A 19,766-nucleotide genomic window follows, 5' to 3' on the forward strand; every position below is an offset into this window, starting at 1 on the left:
TTTTATTCTCCTTTAAAAAGATTCATTGAGATTTCTATTATTGATTATTTTGCATGTCTTTTGTTTATCCTTAATAGTATCGGAAATGTCTTCTTTACCTAGAGGAGGTGTCCACCATCAAACACAAGGTATCATTCATCCTATTGCTGTCAGTACTTCTTTTATTAGGTGGATGCTGGAATAAGCGGGAGTTAAACGAACTAGCTATTGTTACGGCTGTTGGAGTGGATAAATCGGACGAGCTATTCGAAATTTCTGTTCAGATTGTTAATCCAAGTCAAGTGGCTTCGAACAAAGCAACTGGCATTCAAGTCCCTGTTTTTACCTACCATGCTAAAGGGAAATCTTTATTTGATGCCATTCGAAAATTAACAGCGCTAACACCTAGAAAGCCTTATTATGCGCATGCCCAAATTATTATTATTGGTGAAGAAATGGCTAAGGAAGGTATGAATAGCGTTTTAGATTTATTTCAAAGAGACCCAGAAGGACGAAGTGATTTTAACTTTATTGTTTCTCATGATTTTACTGCACAAGAAATATTAAGTGTCTTAACCCCTTTAGAGGATGTGCCTGCTAGCAAAATGTTTAAATCATTAAAGGTTTCTGAAGCAGTGTGGGGGACAACAGAATCTGTTATTCTTGATGATTTAATCCAATCTTTAGGCAGTATTGATCATAGTGCCGTCTTACCCTCTATTCATATACATGGTGATGCGGATGCTGGAGATTTTAGCTCGAATATAGAAAAAATTGATAGCCCTGCACAATTAAAATATGGTGGACTGGCTATTTTTAAAAATTATAAACTCATCGGCTATTTAACAGAACAAGAAAGCAGAGACTATAATTTTTTAAATAATAATATAAAAAGTACTTTTGAAATTATTGCTTGTCCTGAAGAAGGAAAATCTCAACAGAAATTATTAATTCTTCTACTAAAGTGACAGGTCATTTTCAAAATGATATACCTTCGATTTCCATCAAACTCGAAATTGAGCAAAACGTTGCAGAGATAAGTTGCCCATTGGATTTAACAAAATCAAAAACCATCGATGCTTTAAATAAAGAAACGAGCAGACAAATCAAGGAACGATTAGAACGTACACTTCAAACGATTCAACAAACTTATCAAGCCGATTTGTTAAAATTTAGCAATGTCCTACACCGAGAGGACTATCAAGCATGGAATCGAATTAAAAAGAACTGGCTAACCCTCTATCCTGATCTTGAAGTTCAAATTGAAGTCGATGTGCATACAAAAGGAATAGGAACTGCAACAAAATTAAAGCTTGACTAATTCGTAAAAATGACCAGTACTCTTTTAAGGAGTACTGGTCATTTTAATTAACGTACTGCTTCAAACGTTATGAGTGACGTTTCTTCAGTTGGTTGTTGAAGGAACTTATAATTCGCAGAACAAGTAATTGCAGAGAAGCCAACACTTTGTAATAGGAGCTTAAATTCCTCAATCCCATACCAGCGTAATAAAAACTTTTGCAGTTCCGTATCACTTAATGTACCTTGTTGCCACTTCTCATATTTTAAAACCATCAACGTATATTGCTCCACCCAATTCATGGCAATCGATTTTCTTTCAAGGGCAATTCCTTCATCTTGTGAAATTTGATGGTAAGATGTCGTAATTTCTCCTGTTTTCCAGTCTGTAGGAAGTAATAAATCTACTAGGAGTCTCCCACCCGGGACAAGGTGCTGATACATAGAGGTTAATGCTGAAAGTGCTTCTTGATGATTTTCAATTAAACAAAATGAGCCTGTAGGCATAACAATGGCTTCGTATTGTTGACCTAAGGTGAATTGGCAAATATTTCCTTCATACAGCACTGGCGTCAATCCTCGTTCTTGGCATCTTTTTCGACAGGATGCTAGCATTTCTGGGGAATGATCAATTCCTTCTATATCAAAGCCTTTTTCCATAAAAGGAATATAGAAACGTCCAGAACCAACCCCTGCTTCTAGAATCTTCCCCTTTACACCTTGCAGTCGTTCTAGATAATATTCAATATCTCCACCAAGCGAGTATCCAACTGGTTTTGTAAAATCATAAAGTGCTGTGCTTAACGGTCCGTAATTTTTGTACATATATTCTCCTCCGATTATTTGCGGAAGAAATCAACTAATCTATTTATTCTCCCGCACCTTTATTATATTCAATGGGAAAACAGAGCTGACTATCATTATCTATCACTCACTTTCTTGTATATTTAGATAAATTATACATTTATTTTCCTTTTTAATCAATATTTATATTGATTTCCTATATAGTACAATTTAATGTACAAATTAGCACAAATTATCAAAAAACCCTTCCTATTCAACGGTACCATTGAGTTAAGAAAGGATGATGGTATGGATTATTTTGAAAGAATTCAAAACGCTATAGAGTTTATTGAGAAAAACCTACATGAAAAGTTAACGATTACAGATATTTCTTCTCAGTCTTACTTTTCAGCATTTCATTTCCAACGGCTTTTCCAAGCCATTACAGGTTTTTCTGTGCAACAGTATATTCGCAACAGGAGGCTTTCTGAAGCAGCTTCCTTATTAGCAACAACAACGCAGAATATACTTGACATTGCAATCAACTTTCAATATGGTTCTCAGGAGGCATTTACACGGGCATTTGTACAGTATTTTGGTGTCACACCTGCTAAATACCGAAAAGGAGCCAATTCCATACCATTTCAAACCAAAATAAACTTTTTGGATTATAAACTGGAAGGAGAACTCCCTATGCAACGACCGGAAATACTTCACTTATCTAAAAAACGTATTACAGGCTATGAATACAAAACGTCCTTACAAGACGAACAGTTCTATGCAGAAATCCCAGGCTTTTATTTGGATTTTGGTCAGCAGCAATACTATGAGCGAATCTCCTATAAGGTAGCCCCTAATATGGCGTATGGCATTTCTACAAACTTTCAGGAGGATGGCCGGTTTTCCTTTATTGTAGGAGAGGTAGTCGAAATCTTTGAGGAGCATTTAGAGGAAGGCTTCACCCACCTTGAAATTCCTGCTGGTAAATATGCAGAGTTTACATTGAATGGCACTGCGGAAGGAATTCAAAATACAAGACGTTTCATTTACGGAGTATGGTTGCCGAATTCTAATTATGAGCGCGATACGGGTCCTGATTTTGAAATAACCGATGTCATGCAATCTATCTATCCACATGAGATGAAAATGAAAATCTACATTCCCATTAAAGAATAATAAAGGAGCAAGGTCGATGAATATTGAGAAAGTATTTAAGCAATTCCCAACCTTACATTCAGCTAATTTACAATTTAAAAAAATAGAAGAATCACATTTACAAGAGCTATTTGCTATTTATGATAATGACAAGGTATTTGAGTATTGTGGCATCATCCCAAAACACAACCTTCAAACCGTTCAAAAAATGATTGGCCATTTTGAACGTGATTATACAAAGAAAGGCAGGATTAAATGGGGAATCTTCGAAAAATCACAAAGTGAAAAACTAGTAGGGATTATCGAAGCAATGGACTTTAATCAAAAAGTAAATATGGTAACAATTGGTTACTATTTAGCTGAAGCATCCTGGGGAAAAGGCATTGCATCAGAGGCAGTTGCAACAATCGTAAAATTTTTATTGGCAGAGGTAAATGTTAATCGAATACAGGCAGAAGTCATGCCTTTAAATGAACCCTCGAAAAAGGTTCTGATAAAAAATGGATTTTTAAAAGAAGGCCTTTTGAGACAAGCTTCATTATGGTCTGGCAAAGGTGTTGTTGATTTAGAGATATACGGCTTATTGAAAGGCGATTACGACTTGAAAGACTAAACTCTACTAATGAGCTTAGTCTTTTCTTATATTGTACAGATAAATGGACATTTTACCATCTCCTAAAGGGCTCTTTCACATAGACTAGAAATAGATGACTCATGCTAGCATGACATTGTAATCATAAAGGAGCGTTTTAGAAATGGATGGAAACAGATATTTAACACGAATGAATTGGGAATTTAACAATTATCATAAATTTTCTAAATGCTATTGTGAATCAAAGAATGTTTACTTTGGTCACTCTCCCAGCGTAGATCATCCTATTATTGAGGAAGATTCTTATAAAATAAAATATTATAATAGTCCCCAATTTGAAAAAAATATCAGAAACAAAATCAAGTTAAAAAGCATTGTCAAAGCTGTATTTGTAGTCACTTAGAATGTTTTGAACCAGGGACTTTAGTAGATGTATACCTCTCAGATGGTAGCCAATTTCTAGGATTATACTTTATTTATCTTATTCCGCAAAGTTGCTGCGGGTACTTCCTTCAAATCGATGATAGGGCACGGCCTGTCATTATGGACTGTCAAAACATTGATGCAATACGTAAAACTTGTTGAGGTAGTTGATACTCTGGCTTTTCTCTTTTCATTATTAAAATAGGCTGGTTAATTGCTATACAGCATAACCAGCCATTCGACTACCCTTCGTTTATCCATTGAATTAGCTGTTCATTAAAACATACAGGTTCTTCAAACATAGGATTATGACCACTTTTTTCAAAAATGACTTTCTTTACATTGAGAATATGATCTACTGCATCCCATAATGAGATAGGGGCTACTAAATATATATGGAAATTATTGATTATCTATGGGAGTAGCTTTTGCGGAGCAGAACCTTTTACAACAAATGCTACAAGTTAACAAGCCAATTTTTGTAGGTCTAGGCAAGTATGATTATATTACGCACAGCCAATCATCAAGGCATTCAAGATTATAAAAAAGCTATTCACGACTACAGTGATAAGCTAGATCAAACATGGTTATAAAAAAACAGGCTCCTATTCAGGGCCTGTTTTTAGCATTATGATACGGAAGTTTGCTTTTTGAATGTAGAAGATAACGCCATAATCACGAATGTAAGTATGCCGCTAAAGATAAATAAATAGCTCAATGGTATTAAAAAGAAGTTCTTCTCTACGATCGTCCCATCTGCTAGTATCTCATCTCCTATAAGGCCTTTTATTAATAAACAGACGATCCCCATGATCATCGGAATTGTGGCAAGTAAATATTTTTTCATTATTTCTTCCTCCATATTATTAAATCCTTGTGGGTATTGATGATAGCGTTATTTTTATTATAAGTCAATTATTTTTTATTGAAAAACAATAAATTATTATTGATTAAAACTCCTAACCAAAAGAACAAACGTTCCCCCTCCTTTATTTTCTTGTACGTGATTTATTATGTTTTTTGAGTAAATTTTGTGCGAGTTAGCATAAATAATTATATAAATTAATGTCGGATAATCTGTTATAATGAGCTCTAAAAAACAGCTACTTTGTTAAAAGTAACCGTTTTTCCATAAAATCATATTGATTTAGAGGCTTGTTGTATGAGGGCAGCGACCATTTTATCCATCTGAGCAAAGCGATCGTCCTGCGTTTGCCCTTTAACATAGCGATAATAGATTTGCTGACAAATAACGGCTAATTTAAAATAAGCAAATGTGCAGTAATAATGAATAGCTGACACATCTCGCCCACTCTTCTCCGCATAACGATCAATAAATTGCTGTCGGGTATAAAAGCCTGGTAATACAGTTACTGGTGGTTCACCAAGTGCATATAATAGCATTTTTGGGTCATCCGCTTGCATCCAATAACTCATTGCTACACCAACATCAGCAAGTGGGTCCCCTACTGTTGCCATCTCCCAATCAAAAAGGCCAATCATTTCGGTATAGTCCTCGGAGAACATTGCATTATTCAATTTATAATCATAATGGATAATGGTTGCCTCTTGATTGGATGGAAGATTGTTTTTTAACCACTCTGTTAACATTGCTACTTCTGCATGTTCTGCTGTTTTCGCATGTTCATAGCGCTCAATCCAGCCATGCACCTGTCTTTCAAGAAATCCGTCAGGCTTCACGATATCCTTTAACGGTGTGTCCTGATAAGGAATAGCATGTAATGCAACTAAAGAATCGACCATCATTTCAGACAATTGACGTGCTAGCTCCTCTGTTGGCTCTGTGCCTTTTGGAAAATGTGTATCAAGGACGATACCTTTTTTGCGCTCCATTAAAAAGAAATCACTACCGATAATGTCTCGATCCTCCACATAGACATATGGTTTTGGAACCGATGGTAAAAATGGATGCAGTGCCGATAAAATCGTAAATTCCCGCTTCATATCATGCGCTTTTTTGGCAACTGGTCCAAGAGGAGGACGACGTAGAACAGCTTCAAAATCAGCTATTTTTAAACAATACGTCAAATTGGAATGTCCCGCACTAAATTGTGCTATTTCAAGCTTCCCCTGTGGAAGCTCAGTGAAATAACTGTCTAAAAAGGCATGTAGTTTATCCATATCTAAACGTTCACTTGACCTTACTTGCATCGTATCCATTCTATTTCCCTCCTTAAATAATGGAGCTCATGCCCCCATCTACTACAATGACATCCCCTGTTACATAGTCCGAAGCTGGTGCTGCTAAAAATAAAGCTACGCCCTTTAAATCATTTTCGGAGCCTAATCGCTTCAACGGTGTAACACCCATCAAATAGTCTTGTCCACGTTCGATTAAGACATTGGACATTTTTGTAGGGAAAAACCTGGTGCAATGGCGTTGACATTGACTCCTGTGGCCCCCACTTGACAGCTAAATCCTTCGTTAAAGTAATGACAGCCCCTTTACTCGCGTTATAGGCAATCGTGTCCATAAAGGCTGGTAGCGTCCCACCTAGTCCAGCAATAGAAGCAATATTAATGATTTTGCCGCTTTTCTGCTCTAGCATAATTTTGCCAACGGCTTGGCTGAATAAAAATGTCCCGTTGACATTGACATCAAATACTTTTTGCCAGGCTTCGTAGGGCATATCAATGGCAGGTGTTCCCCATGATGCGCCACTGTTATTGACTAAAATATCAATTCTACCAAATGTTGTAATCGTTTGGGCTACCACATTGGCAATATCCTCAGGCTTTGTGACATCACAGGCTAAGGCTAATGTTTGAACACCAAGCTTTTCGAGTCCTGTGGCAACCTGCTCACATGCCTCCACCTTACGTGAGCATAAGACCACATTGGCTCCTGCCTCTGCAAATCCTTGTGCAATTTGTGCGCCGAGTCCACGTCCGCCTCCAGTCACAATCGCTGTTTTACCTTTTAAGCTAAATAACTCTAGGACCGTCATTTCACCAGCTCCTCTTGTTTGTTGGCATGCTTTTTCAATTCTAGTTTAGCAATGGTATTACGATGCACCTCATCCGGTCCATCCGCTAAACGTAATGTACGAGAATTAGCCCATTGTGCAGCAAGCGTTGTATCTGGCCCTACCCCAGCAGCACCAAATGCTTGGATAGCTCGATCAATGACTCTGAGTGCCATATTTGGAGCAACTACCTTTATCATGGCAATTTCAGCCTTTGCCTCTTTGTTGCCTACCGTGTCCATCATATAAGCAGCCTTCAATGTTAAAAGTCTTGCTTGCTCAATATCCATCCGAGATTCCGCAATTCGCTCCCGCATTACCCCTTGATCTGCTAGTGGTCGATGAAATGCCTGCCGTGCTTGTACACGCACACACATTTCCTCTAATGCACGCTCTGCGGCACCAATAAGACGCATACAGTGATGAATTCTCCCTGGCCCTAGTCTGCCCTGCGCAATGGCGAAGCCTTTTCCTTCACCCCATAAAATATTGTCCACAGGTACACGCACATTGGTAAATGTAACCTCACCATGTCCCTCTGGTGCATGATCGTAGCCAAAAGCCGTTAGCATACGCTCCACTTTTACCCCTGGTGTATCCATCGGTACGAGAATCATAGACTGTTGCTCGTGGATAGGGGCCGTTGTATCTTTATGCTTGCCCATAAAAATAGCCACCCTACAGCGAGGATCCCCAGCACCAGTTGTCCACCATTTATGGCCATTTAAAATGTATTCATCTCCATCGCGTTCAATGCTTGCCTCAATATTTGTAGCATCACTGGATGCAACGGCTGGCTCCGTCATCGCAAAGCAGGACCGTATTTCGCCTCGTAATAATGGTTCAAGCCACTGTTTTTTTTGCTGTGCCGATCCATAGCGTACAAGTACTTCCATATTGCCTGTGTCAGGTGCATTGCAGTTAAACACTTCGGGGGCCAGAAGTGAGCGGCCCATGATTTCACATAAAGGTGCATATTCTAAGTTGGTTAAACCTGCCCCATATTCACTATCTGGTAAAAATAAATTCCACAAACCTGCCTGTTGTGCCTTCTGCTTCAGCTCCTCCATAATCGGTGGAATCGCTCCCCAACGATCCTCCATTGCCTCAACCTGTGCAGCATAAACGGCTTCATTTGGATAAATGTATTGCGCCATAAAATTCTTCAGCTTGTCCTGTAACTTCTCAACTTTTTCACTATAGGAAAAATTCATTAGAAGATACCCCCTTTGCTTGAACTTCGCAAAATGAATGAATGTTCATTTTCATTCTTACAATAAATGTTACCGCTATTTTTCTAGTAAAGCAATGTTCTATTTTTGAATTTTCTAATAAAGGAGAAAATTCATTACTATGGACTTACATCATTTTATTTTCAAAAAACTGTACGATATCCTTCAGTAATTGTCGGATGGCTAATGGTAAATGACGGTTTTTTAAGTACACTAGATAGACATTGCGACTTAAATTCAGACCCTCTATTTCTTTTTTTACAATCGTTTTGGCAGTCGGTCCTTGCAAGTAATTTTCAGGTAATATGGTCACTCCTAAATGTTCTCGTACAAGCGATACAGCGGTTTCAAAACGCTCAATTTCAAATTGAATATTGATGTTTTTACCAGCCTGTTCAAATGACGTTAAGATATCTCGTCTTGTTTGAAAGCCCTCGGTACTAATAATAAATGGTTCTTCACAAATATCTGAAATGGTTAAAGTATCCTTTTGGGCTAACGGATGTTGTAAAGGTAATACTGCGACCAACCGTTCTTCATATAAAGTTTGAACTTCCAACTCTGGATCATCCATTAGCTGATTGGTGATGATTAAATGAGTTTTATAGCTTTTCAAGGATTTTTTCACCCGCTTACTACCTAAAATATCGACTAAGTGAATTTTCATGTGAGGATAGTCTTTTTTATAGTTGGCGATTACCTTTGGCAGCCAATGCTTAATAGATTCCATGACACCAATGGTAATGTCCCTTGTGCCATGAACAATCACTTCATCCATTTCGATTTTTAGCACTTCCATATTTTTTACAATAACTTTTGCTCGTTCAAAAAGTAATTCTCCAGCTTCTGTTAATTGCAGATTTCTAGTATTTCTCCCTAATAAAGGGGAGCCAATCTCTTGTTCTAATTTTTTGATCGCATTACTTAACGAAGGCTGCGAAATATGCAGTCTTTCTGCGGCTTTTGAGAAATTCATCTGTTCTGAAACAGCGATAAAATAGTGTAATTGTTTAATGTCCACCTATAGATACCTCCTAAATTTATAGCTAAAAGCTATAGATTAATATTAATTATATATTAGTAATTATAATTATGTGAATATATAATGAATTACAACAATACTTTTACTACAATAATATTCACAATGGGGTTGATAAGTTTATGTACACAATGACAGATCAAAAACAATGGAAAGGCCGAATAGATTCAACGACAAATACAAGCAGCTTTCGTTTACATCAACAAGTAAAAAGAGTCGCGATTAATGATGTAAGCGCTTCAGATAAGAAAAGTGCAGCTCTCGTTGGTTTTATCTGCGATGAAGGGGTACGTCGAAATCAAGGCCGTATAGGGGCAGCAAATGGTCCAAACGCCCTACGAGAAGGCTTAGCCAGTTTACCGTGGACATTTGAGGACGATCAGCAAATTATTGATGTTGGCAATATCGTTTGTCTAAACCATGCTTTAGAGGTGGCCCAACGTGAGCTTGGTGAAGTCGTAGCAACAATCCTACAAAAAAACTTATCATGTGTAGTGCTAGGTGGCGGGCATGAAACGCTGTATGGGCATTATTTAGGCGTTCGTTCTGCTCTACCAAAGGAAGCTAAAATCGGCATCATCAATATAGATGCTCACTTTGATTTACGACCATATGATGAACAGCCTTCGTCAGGTACGATGTTCCGTCAAATTTTAGAGCAGGATCCACATGCTGACTATTTTGTTGTGGGTATTCAACGCTACGGCAATACAAGAGAACTTTTCGAAAAAGCTGATGAATTAAATGTGAAGTATGTTTATGAGGATCAAATGACGGTAGCCTATCAACAACAATTAACGGATGCATTACACCATTTTATGGATAAGCATGATTATATTCTTTTAACATTATGTATGGATGTATTGAACGCAGCATTTGCTCCAGGTGTAAGTGCTCCATCACCGTTTGGGCTTGACCCATCGACTGTGCGCTCAATTTTGCAACAAGTCACTTCACACCCTCACACCCATTCATTTGATATTTGTGAGGTCAATCCGTTATTAGATGAAAACGGACGTACAGTGAAATTAGGTGCCTATTTTGTATATGAGGCACTGAACAACTTACTTAGGGGCAAGGTTCATGATCGAAATTAATCAAATTACAACGGTATTCCTAGCTGTTGCACTCTTTGCATTTGGAAGCTTTCTTATCAATAAAATAGGCTTTTTAAAGCGTTTCTGTATCCCAGCACCAGTGGTTGGTGGGTTATTGTTCGCTGCTCTTGCTACCATCTTAAAAACAACGGGTATTTTAGAAATATCACTTGATACTTCTTTACAAAGCTTATTTATGATTACTTTCTTTACGACAATTGGCTTAGGTGCAAGCTTTAAACTTGTAAAGCTCGGTGGTAAATTACTGATTATTTACTGGCTAGCATGTGGCTTCCTAGCGTTAATGCAAAATGTCATTGGAGTATCTCTGGCCTCACTTATGGGGATCCATCCTTTAATCGGTATGATGGCGGGTACCGTTTCTATGGAGGGTGGTCATGGCGCTGCAGCTGCATTTGGCCAAACCTTAGAAGATTTAGGGATTTCTTCAGCTATGACAATTGGTGCTGCTGCCGCAACATGTGGTCTAGTTGCTGGTGGCTTAATTGGTGGACCAATTGTCAAATATTTAGTAGGTAAATATAATTTAACACCAGATGAACAAGAATCGGAAGAAGTCGAATATGAAAATAAAAATGAGCAAATTACATCGGATTCGTTCTTTACACAAGTCTTATTAATTACTTTCTGTATGGCTGTTGGTACGTATGTCGGCACACTATTCTCAGAAGCAACAGGTTTCGTTCTACCTGGCTATGTAGGAGCAATGTTTGTGGCTGTATTAGTGCGCAATATTATGGATAAATTCAAACCTGAAGCCATTAATATGAAAAGCATCTCATTAATTGGAGATGTCACATTAGGTGTATTCCTTTCCATGGCACTCATGAGTATTAAATTATGGGAAATTGCTGATTTGGCACTACCATTATTCATCATTGTTTTTGCGCAAGTATTCTTTATTGTTGTATTTAGTATTTTTGTGTTATTTAAATTACTTGGCAAAAACTACGATGCTGCTGTTATGGTAGCAGGTTTTGCAGGACATGGTCTAGGCGCAACACCAAATGCCATGGCCAATATGTCAGCCGTTGTGCAACGCTTCGGGCCTTCTAAAAAAGCCTTTCTTGTCGTACCGATTGTTGGCGCATTTTTAATTGACGTATTTGGGATTCCTATTATTATTACAACTATCAATTTATTTAAATAAAAAAGAGCTTTGCATTCGTTCTGAGTAGACGATTGCAAAGCTTTTCTATTATTGTAATATCTCACTTACTGTAACAAATTCATAGCCCTGTTTTTGTAAATAAAGAATAACATTTTCTAAACCATTGGCTGTCGTTTGATGGATATCGTGCATTAGAATAATACTCCCATCTTTTACAGAGGCTTTGACATACGCTAAAATTTTATCTGGATTGTGATGTTTCCAATCCAGTGTATCAATCGACCACAAAATCGAGGGGATTGTCATGACAGAACGTACTTGGTCATTGGTCGCTCCATAGGGTGGACGGAAAACAGTTGGATACTGCCCGATGGCTGTATAAATAGCGTTACTTGTGCCATTGACTTCTTGTTTAACGCCTGTTATTGATAAGGTCGTTAATTTTTTATGGCTCAAGGTATGGTTTCCGATTTCATGTCCTGCTTCATAGACTTGTTTAACGATTGTAGCATTTCTTGACACATTTTTACCTACCATAAAGAATGTAGCCTTGGCATCGTATTTCTTTAACGTTGCCAAAATTTGTGGTGTGACCTTAGCATCTGGCCCATCATCAAATGTTAAGGCTACCCGTTTTTTTGCGCCTTTCGCTACTGGCACACCTTTATTATAAACTTTATTATCTATTAACTGAATATCTGCTAGCTCAGAAGCTTTGACATACCCTTTTAGGTCGCCTGCTTCTACATAAGCCCAACCAGCAAGTGTTATGTAATACTGGACAGTTGTTTTATTGGGAAGTGTACCAAGTACTTCTCCGTTTGGACTAGCTGTTAAACGCATTTCAGCACCAGCAACAGCATTAATTTTTTCTTCGTTGGAGCTGGTTTTTTTAATGCGTTTGTCGCTACATATCCTATCTCCTCGCCATATTGAACGAAAGACCAACCACCAGGTGCTGTGCCATATACATAAATTATTCGTCCTTCATAGAGCTGTCCTACATGCTGGGCATATTGACTTGGGGCTGTAAATAATGTTGTACCACCCTTTTGAATCACTAGGTATCCCTCAGACTTCAACTTGACTAAAGCATCAGATGTGACATAGCCCTCCTGCTCTGGCGTTTGAATATGTGTCCAACCTTTACTTACTTTTGTTACTGAAACAAAGCTACCTTTCGAAAGTTCCCCGATCTCCGCACTATTCGTAGAAGCTTCTTCAAAAATAACCGTATCTTTGACTACCTTGTGAATCACCACTGACCCTTCAGCATTTACTGAAAGTTGCCCTGCCAAGATGCACATCATAAACGTCAAAACGATGGCAAAGGGTAAAAATTTTTTCATTGTTCTACACCGCCCTTAGATGTCTTCCATGTCTGTTTGCTAAAAAATTGCTAGGATTTAACTTTTATTATAGAGTAAACAACCCTGCCATAAAATAGTAATAATCAACTAGATTCCCTTTTACGATGCTGCTAAAATTCGTATTTTAGTAAATACTTCTACATTCCTCCTTCCCTTTTTACTGAGAAACTATGCATATATTATGCTAATTAAATGATGGTGGCTTATTTTGTAGATTTTTTGATAGCTCCTTTTTGGAGAATTGATTCTCGTGCCTAAGCTGACTACGGAATTAGGTGAGCGGCTTTCTCCTTACTGGGAGCGGCTCCCCTCTCATTTGGAGCGGGTTCTACACCTCTTGGAGCGGCTTCCCTCTCATTTAGAGCGGGTTCTACACCTCTTGGAGCGGCTCCCCTCTCATTTAGAGCGGGTTCTACACCTCTTGGAGCGGCTCCCCTCTCATTTAGAGCGGGTTCTACACCTTCTAGAGCGGATTCTCATCCCTGTGTAGCTGCTCCCTCACTTTTAGCAGCAGCTCTCCCCGTATTTGATGGTTACCTATAAAAAGCTGGTTATCCACCACTGAACCTCAGCTATATAATCCCCCCTTTCTATTAAGACGTTAGGAACCATGAAAAAGTTGAGGTTTTTTCATTTATTTTCCTCCTATAATGCTTCAAAAGCAGTTAGGGCATCTTCAATATGTGGGGGTGGGGTCCATATATAGCTAGGAGCATTGGTTGTAATGAATAAAAAAGATTTCCCCTCTTTCTCGATTATGGTCGCCAGACACAGTCCTGCTTCTGGGGTATAGCCTGTTTTTCCACCTATTATCGGACTGTCTAGACCCGGTAATTTTGTAAATAATGAGTTTGTGATGATTAATTGATTGGGTACATAGGTTGTGTAGCTTTTTGAGGTAAATATTTGATAAAAGGTGGGATTTTCCAATGCATATCGCAGAAGCTTGCTGATATCCCGCACACTGGATACATGTGCCTCATCATGTAGGCCACTGGAATTAACAAAATGTGTGTTATGCATGCCTAATTCTTGCGCCTTGTTATTCATCAACGTGACAAATTTGTCCTCACTGCCAGCGACAGCATCTGCAAGTGTTCCTGTTGCATCGGCACCTGAGGCAAGGAGTGTACCATACAATAAATCCTCCATCGTGACAAAATCTCCTGCCTGAAAGCCTGCCATCGAAGCATTTTGTGCCGTATAGTTTGCAATCGTTTGGGGCTCTACAATGGTTTGTGTTTGTAAATTATCTGTCATCTCTATGGCAACGATGGCTGTCATGATCTTTGTTAAGGATGCAGGATAAATAATAGCATCCGCATTTTTTTCGTATAATACATCGCCCTGTTCATTGAGTAACAAAGCATTTTGACTATGTAATGATGGCAGTTCTAGATGCGTAAATTCATATGTTTTGCTTGTATAATAAAATAAGAAAACCATAATACAAATACAGCCTAATAACATCCATTTTTTCATAAAAAACGCCTCCTACACATTATAAGAGGCGGCATTTCTGAATATTCCTTGAGAAAAATGGGATGAGCTCAAATATTTTCACAGGTAAAAATCATCATCGAAATTTGAACTAATTCTTGTAATTTCTTTATTTGTTAATTTGAACATTACATCTTGAGAAACCTCTAACTTGAGTGTCTCTTCTTTGCTTAGACCCGCATAGACGCCGCGTAAAATACGACCAGTCAAGCCATGCGAGACAACAATCACTTTTGAAAGTGGTTGAATCGTTTCAAGTAAAGCAGTTAATCTGCTTACAACAGCTTCATAGGTTTCCCCATCTGGTGCACGAAAATACCAATTGAAGGCATCCGTGTTCGTTAACAAGGCAGGCCATTGTTGCTGTATTTCCGCCATGGTTAATCCAGCCCATTGTCCCACAGCAACCTCTGTTAAACGTGAATCCTGCCTCACCTTGTTGCTGTCATAGCCAAGAGTTTCACAAAGTATGGCTGTGCTTTGCATGGCTCTTCCCATTGGACTTGATAGGATGGTCCATTCATCTGCATCGCCAATAAGTGATTTCAGCATGCGTGCATTTTGCTGAACCTGCTCCCGACCACGCTCAGTGAGTGGTGAATCAAGCTGTCCTTGATATCTTCCTTGCGTATTATAATTCGTCTCACCATGACGAAGTAAGTAAATCATTTGCTCCATTTTTATTTCCCCCGTTCTGCTCCCCTTGTTAAAGTAAAATTGCTGTTAAACTAGCACTAGCACATACACAAAGCTAAGAAACAAGCATAAAGGACTATACCATTTTGAATCATTTTGAGCAAATGTGGAATGCTTAATCGTTTTAAAAATACCAACATACTTAAAATCACCAATTGCTCGTAGCAAAAATACTAGCGCACAAACGATACTTCCTACTTTTGAAAAAATAGAGGCTTGAAAAAATGGCATGAAGCCTCCTTGAACAAGGATGATACCACTTGCTAGCATCAACAGCATGGCAACAAAGAGCGTGCCCCATTTTCTAGGCGTAAAAACGGCTTGTTGGCTGCCTTCTTTCATAGGAATAACAGCTTCTCTACCCCATCGACCACCAAAGGCCCAATAAATATGTAGGATACTAATGAGCCATAATAGTCCCACTGCGACAATTGATAAAATAAACATGTTCTACCTCCTCTTCACATTTACATACGCTACCGTATGTTCTAGCGTTAAATATAGTCCCTCAAAGCCCATGTTAGCTCTGAGAGACCTTCTTACTGTATTAACAGCTTAATCATTTTTTCAAGATCGAAATGAGGATTGGCTTCAAATCGTGTCATCCAGCCTATATAGGTTAAATAAGCTAATCTTGCACGATCAGTGGATTCGTCTATGCTGATACCACTTTTTTGATAGAGTGTCGCCACACAGGCTATTCGCTGCTCCTCTATTTGAACGATACGCTTTGCGACATCTGAATCATATTTGGCCCAAGCATAAATGCCTATCTCCATCTTTTTATTTTTGTGAAAACTTATCCGTAAAAGCTGCTCTAAAGTAGCATCAACTTGCTCCATATTTTGAATAATGGCCTTTGTTGCGTGGTTTTCCCAGTAGTCTAGCATGGCATCTAAAAGTTGTTGACGATCACGAAAATAATGATAAAAGCTACCTTTACTAATGTTTAATGATCGAGCAAGTGCTTCAATACGTACTTTATGAATCCCTGCTTCTGCTAATTGCTCTAGACCCGCTCTAATCCAATCCTCTTTCGTTACTTGCATAATTGCCCTCCAAAAAAATACGTTAGCGTATGTTTTGTCTTATATTACCACTTTATACATCTTTCATCAACTTTTATCGTTTTTATGGCGTACATTAATATGATTATTCACTGTAACATGAACTGTTACTAGACGTGGTAAAATACATGCACACACTAAAATAAACACTAATAGCTTTTTCATGCGTCTACTCCTTGTCTTAAAAAGTATTGTCAAACAACTTTTCAGCAATGCCCTGTAAAATATCTTGCTCCTCAAATGTCATGAGTTCTTCTCTCGAGATTATTGCCTGTTGAATCAATCGGTTTGATTGGATCGTCACTAGTTTTTCAAACAAGTTTCGAATATAACGACCATTCGAGAAATTAGGGATGGTTTCAATCGGCATATGACGTAGTTGTGTTTTCATATGTTGGGCAAATGCTTCGCCAAATTGATAATCATTCGTTTGACAAAGCATCGCAAAAATATCATATAGTTCATCCGTGCTAAAATTATCAAATTGTACAAAATGATTAAAGCGAGATTTAAAGCCTGGATTAGATTGTAAAAATTCTTCTATTAGCTCTGTATAGCCCGCAACAATAATTACTAAGTCATCACGTAGATCCTCCATTGCCTTTAATAAACTATCAATAGCTTCCTTCCCAAATGCATCCTGTTTATCATTCATTAATGAATAGGCTTCATCAATAAAAAGTACCCCGCCCTTTGCCTTGTTAACGACTTCCTGAACCTTTAATGCTGTTTGTCCAACATAGCCAGCGACTAACCCTGCACGATCGGTTTCCACAAAATGCCCACTTGAAAGGACGCCAAGATGCTTGTAGATTTGGCCAATAATGCGTGCCACTGTTGTTTTACCTGTGCCTGGATTGCCCGAAAAGACAAGATGATACGTAATAGGAAAGCTTGTTAAACCATGATCCACACGCAGACTTTGAATTTTAATAAAGTTTATTAAATTATGTAATTCCTTCTTTGCATTCGGAAGACCTACAAGACTATCTAATTGTTTTTGTAGCTTGGCAATCTCTTGCTCGACTTCAGGTGTAATGCGCAACCGCTCATCGTTGATAAATTCACCACTATAGATAATTTTGCCTTCTTCATTAAAATAATCACCTCGTCCATGTTTTTTGCCTTGAACGAGGTCACCAATATAGGAAGCTTGCCCATTGGCATAATAGAGCGTTCCTTGCCCTGTCATCATATCCTCTTTAAATTGCCCTTCCGCTTCTAGAATTCCATCCCTAGAATATACTTTGCCTTTACCATGCTTTAAGTCCTCAAAGAAATGACCTTCATAGTGAAGTGTAGTTACACCACGTGCAAGCTCCTCAGCTGTTGGTGATTCCGTAGGATAATAAATCTTCCCAGCCCCTTGCATATGATGCCAAATAAAATCACCCTCATATTGTAAAAATCCATTTGGATAGTATTGCTTGCCTTTGCCCTTTTTCATGCCATGGACAAAGTCACCCTCATACTGCGGTTGATTTAAATGTGGATACTGTGCTCGTAGTGTTTGATAAGGGCTAATTACTTCTTCTTCATAGTATAAAACACCATAGCCATCCATTAAATCATTGCGAAAATGACCTTCATAATGAATATGCCCATCCTTATATAAAATGCCATGACCCTGTTTTTTATTTTGTATGAATTCACCCTGATAAATGAGTTGTCCTTTCAAATACATAATGCCATTGCCTTGCTTCATATGATTGACGAATTCACCCTCGAATAATAATTCTCCCTCTTGATCAAATAGCGAGCCTTTGCCGTCATAAATATCGTGACCGAAATCATTCTTTTTGACGCCACCTCGATACATGATGATTCCACTGGGGTAAAATAGTTCTTTTTCTTCATGATTATGTGTCATTTAATTGCCTTCCTTCATCATTTCAGTATATGCTCAATTATAGCGTGGAAAAGAATACATATGTGCGAATTTTTAGAATTTAAGGAGACGAGCATGAAAAAAAGATACAAGTTACTTCTAGGCATTTTACTACCACTACTTATTCTGTATATCTCGACAATGCTGTTAACACGAGACACCGATTTTACAACAGAGGTAACAGAACGTCTCGAAATGGAGAAAATTCATGAGATTGAAATTATTCGTTCCTCAGATGAAAAAACAGTAACGATTACTGACGCAGCAGAAATCAATCAAATTATGCAGCCATTTAAGGACCTACCTTTAAAAAAAGTGTGGTTTTCGAATTCTGATTCTCATGAAGCATACTGGCTAACACTCTCAATTAATGACAACAGGGAAATTGGCTTGCGTTTAGATGATGACCAGCATTTATTTGTTTATTTATATGAGGAAAATTATATGAAAGATTATAAGCTCACTAAGGATATCGATATGACATTTATCAAACAATTGTTTCAGTAAGCGTAAAACCCGTGCATGTACGCACGGGTTTTTATATGTAACGATAATTTTGCTGCATAGCTTGTACGGTCTCAATGATTTCTTCTCTCAGTTCAATTGGCTCTAATACCTCCATATCGGCTCCTTGACTTAGCAACCACTCTTTCACGCCATATTCTAACACTTCTGCCTCAAAAACATATTCATGATTGTTTTGTGAAACTAGGTGGGCTGTTGGGAAACGACTGTAGACTATTTCAGGAGAACGACCTTTATAGAGAATACGTATATGAGTAAGGTCATTAGCGTCCTCTACTTGTAATGGATGTACAGATGGAAATTCAAAATTGATAGCCATTTCACGAAAATGCTGAATACGATCCATTCTGTAAACAGTTGGGGTGTCTTGATTATTTCCTATTAAATAAAAATAATGTGTTGAAAAGATAACAGCGAGCGGCTTTAAAATTTTTGCAGTTGGAATCGCTTCACCCTCCTGTAAATAATCAATGGTAATAACCTTTCTCTTTTGAATGGCTGTGGAAATTCCCCATATCAAGGACAATAATGACTTGTTTTGATGAATATCTTCATATACAACTTTTTCATTTAATAACAGTGGATCGACTGCTACATGTGAGAGAAGTTGATTAACGATCTCACCAATATCCGATTTTACGAGAGCTTTTGAGGCAATCAGAATTTTAACGATGACTAGTACCTGTTCTTTAGATAAACGATTGTTTTTTATATTTATTAATTTATACACTTTTTCTGAACGCACATATTGTAAATGGTAATCTAGCTTAGCCTTTTCTAGATACGTACGAATTTCATCGATATCCCGTTGTATGGTTTTTTCACCAACCTGATGTGTCAATGCTTCTTGCTTCTTGTTGATTCCTTGGCCATCCATCAATCGATCAAACATCGATAGAACGCGATAGCCTTTGCCTTGTTGTGAATCTACCATATATCCCACTCTTTCTTCTATCATGCCCAGCTTGCAATACATTGGCCATAAATGGCCCTCTCACAGAT

Annotated in this window: 19 protein-coding genes and 3 pseudogenes; 7 read left to right on the top strand and 15 right to left on the bottom strand. The window is 38.1% G+C overall.

Annotated features, from left to right (window positions below; genetic code table 11):
* The first annotated feature begins 107 nt into the window (after positions 1-107).
* Positions 108-1,300 (top strand): annotated as a pseudogene (locus NP781_RS11870) (Ger(x)C family spore germination protein).
* Between the two features lie 47 nt (positions 1,301-1,347).
* Here NP781_RS11870 and NP781_RS11875 read toward each other — a convergent pair.
* Positions 1,348-2,103, bottom strand: coding sequence for a class I SAM-dependent methyltransferase (locus NP781_RS11875; RefSeq protein WP_257522366.1), 756 nt, complete (start codon positions 2,101-2,103; stop codon positions 1,348-1,350).
* Between the two features lie 267 nt (positions 2,104-2,370).
* Between NP781_RS11875 and NP781_RS11880 the strand changes: the two genes are divergently transcribed.
* The 3 genes from NP781_RS11880 to NP781_RS11890 all read left to right on the top strand — a co-directional run bounded on the left by NP781_RS11880 (position 2,371) and on the right by NP781_RS11890 (position 4,211).
* Positions 2,371-3,237 carry an AraC family transcriptional regulator gene (locus NP781_RS11880; protein ID WP_257522367.1) on the top strand — a complete coding sequence of 289 codons (867 nt, stop codon included), beginning with the start codon at positions 2,371-2,373 and terminating at the stop codon, positions 3,235-3,237.
* A gap of 16 nt (positions 3,238-3,253) precedes the next feature.
* Positions 3,254-3,829: a GNAT family N-acetyltransferase gene (locus NP781_RS11885; protein ID WP_257522368.1), complete on the top strand. Its 576-nt coding sequence runs from the start codon at positions 3,254-3,256 to the stop codon at positions 3,827-3,829.
* Positions 3,830-3,971: 142 nt separating this feature from the next.
* Positions 3,972-4,211: a hypothetical protein gene (locus tag NP781_RS11890; RefSeq protein ID WP_257522369.1), complete on the top strand. Its 240-nt coding sequence runs from the start codon at positions 3,972-3,974 to the stop codon at positions 4,209-4,211.
* A gap of 262 nt (positions 4,212-4,473) precedes the next feature.
* On the opposite strand, the pseudogene NP781_RS11895 reads toward NP781_RS11890, so the two are convergent.
* The 6 genes and pseudogenes from NP781_RS11895 to NP781_RS11920 form a co-directional block, all read right to left on the bottom strand.
* Positions 4,474-4,623, bottom strand: a pseudogene (locus NP781_RS11895) (alpha/beta fold hydrolase); the annotation flags it as partial.
* 236 nt (positions 4,624-4,859) lie between these two features.
* Positions 4,860-5,093: a DUF3955 domain-containing protein gene (locus NP781_RS11900; protein WP_221680383.1), complete on the bottom strand. Its 234-nt coding sequence runs from the start codon at positions 5,091-5,093 to the stop codon at positions 4,860-4,862.
* Between the two features lie 275 nt (positions 5,094-5,368).
* Positions 5,369-6,412, bottom strand: coding sequence for a phosphotransferase family protein (locus NP781_RS11905; protein WP_257522370.1), 1,044 nt, complete (start codon positions 6,410-6,412; stop codon positions 5,369-5,371).
* A 13-nt stretch (positions 6,413-6,425) separates the two neighbouring features.
* Positions 6,426-7,200 (bottom strand): annotated as a pseudogene (locus tag NP781_RS11910) (SDR family oxidoreductase).
* A complete protein-coding gene (locus tag NP781_RS11915; RefSeq protein ID WP_257522371.1) occupies positions 7,197-8,432 on the bottom strand; it encodes an acyl-CoA dehydrogenase family protein in 1,236 nt (411 codons plus the stop codon). The pseudogene NP781_RS11910 and the gene NP781_RS11915 overlap by 4 nt, the downstream one beginning before the upstream one ends.
* Before the next feature lie 145 nt (positions 8,433-8,577).
* On the bottom strand, positions 8,578-9,471 hold the full coding sequence (locus NP781_RS11920; protein ID WP_257522372.1) for a LysR family transcriptional regulator: 894 nt from the start codon (positions 9,469-9,471) through the stop codon (positions 8,578-8,580).
* Positions 9,472-9,611: 140 nt separating this feature from the next.
* Here NP781_RS11920 and hutG point away from each other — a divergent pair, with 140 nt between their 5' ends.
* Together hutG and gltS are read left to right on the top strand one after the other, a co-directional pair.
* The gene (hutG, locus tag NP781_RS11925; protein ID WP_257522373.1) at positions 9,612-10,586 is read left to right on the top strand and encodes a formimidoylglutamase; all 975 of its coding nucleotides are present in this window, start codon (positions 9,612-9,614) and stop codon (positions 10,584-10,586) included.
* Positions 10,573-11,757: a sodium/glutamate symporter gene (gene gltS, locus NP781_RS11930; protein WP_221680378.1), complete on the top strand. Its 1,185-nt coding sequence runs from the start codon at positions 10,573-10,575 to the stop codon at positions 11,755-11,757. The genes hutG and gltS overlap by 14 nt, the downstream gene beginning before the upstream one ends.
* Positions 11,758-11,805: 48 nt before the next feature.
* Here gltS and NP781_RS11935 read toward each other — a convergent pair whose 3' ends face one another.
* The 7 genes from NP781_RS11935 to NP781_RS11965 all read right to left on the bottom strand — a co-directional run bounded on the left by NP781_RS11935 (position 11,806) and on the right by NP781_RS11965 (position 18,221).
* A complete protein-coding gene (locus NP781_RS11935) occupies positions 11,806-12,561 on the bottom strand; it encodes a polysaccharide deacetylase family protein (RefSeq protein ID WP_257522374.1) in 756 nt (251 codons plus the stop codon).
* The gene (locus tag NP781_RS11940) at positions 12,552-13,067 is read right to left on the bottom strand and encodes an SH3 domain-containing protein (protein WP_257522375.1); all 516 of its coding nucleotides are present in this window, start codon (positions 13,065-13,067) and stop codon (positions 12,552-12,554) included. The genes NP781_RS11935 and NP781_RS11940 overlap by 10 nt, the downstream gene beginning before the upstream one ends.
* 666 nt (positions 13,068-13,733) lie before the next feature.
* Entirely contained in the window at positions 13,734-14,570 is an 837-nt protein-coding gene (locus NP781_RS11945; RefSeq protein WP_257522376.1) for a D-alanyl-D-alanine carboxypeptidase family protein, read from the bottom strand.
* A gap of 78 nt (positions 14,571-14,648) precedes the next feature.
* On the bottom strand, positions 14,649-15,266 hold the full coding sequence (locus tag NP781_RS11950) for a histidine phosphatase family protein (RefSeq protein WP_257522377.1): 618 nt from the start codon (positions 15,264-15,266) through the stop codon (positions 14,649-14,651).
* Between the two features lie 45 nt (positions 15,267-15,311).
* Positions 15,312-15,731, bottom strand: a complete 420-nt coding sequence (locus tag NP781_RS11955; RefSeq protein WP_257522378.1) for a DUF3995 domain-containing protein — start codon at positions 15,729-15,731, stop codon at positions 15,312-15,314.
* A 92-nt stretch (positions 15,732-15,823) separates the two neighbouring features.
* A complete protein-coding gene (locus NP781_RS11960) occupies positions 15,824-16,333 on the bottom strand; it encodes a TetR/AcrR family transcriptional regulator (RefSeq protein WP_054550387.1) in 510 nt (169 codons plus the stop codon).
* A 199-nt stretch (positions 16,334-16,532) separates the two neighbouring features.
* Positions 16,533-18,221, bottom strand: coding sequence for an AAA family ATPase (locus NP781_RS11965; RefSeq protein WP_257522379.1), 1,689 nt, complete (start codon positions 18,219-18,221; stop codon positions 16,533-16,535).
* Between the two features lie 93 nt (positions 18,222-18,314).
* On the opposite strand from NP781_RS11965, the gene NP781_RS11970 reads away from it, so the two are divergent.
* Positions 18,315-18,746 carry a hypothetical protein gene (locus tag NP781_RS11970; protein WP_257522380.1) on the top strand — a complete coding sequence of 144 codons (432 nt, stop codon included), beginning with the start codon at positions 18,315-18,317 and terminating at the stop codon, positions 18,744-18,746.
* A gap of 31 nt (positions 18,747-18,777) precedes the next feature.
* Here the strand turns inward: NP781_RS11970 and NP781_RS11975 are convergent, their stop codons facing one another.
* Positions 18,778-19,698: a helix-turn-helix transcriptional regulator gene (locus tag NP781_RS11975; protein ID WP_257522381.1), complete on the bottom strand. Its 921-nt coding sequence runs from the start codon at positions 19,696-19,698 to the stop codon at positions 18,778-18,780.
* Positions 19,699-19,766: the final 68 nt, after the last annotated feature.

It is taken from the genome of Lysinibacillus sp. FN11 (assembly GCF_024628845.1).
In the GTDB taxonomy this organism is placed as follows: Bacteria; Bacillota; Bacilli; order Bacillales_A; family Planococcaceae; genus Lysinibacillus; species Lysinibacillus capsici.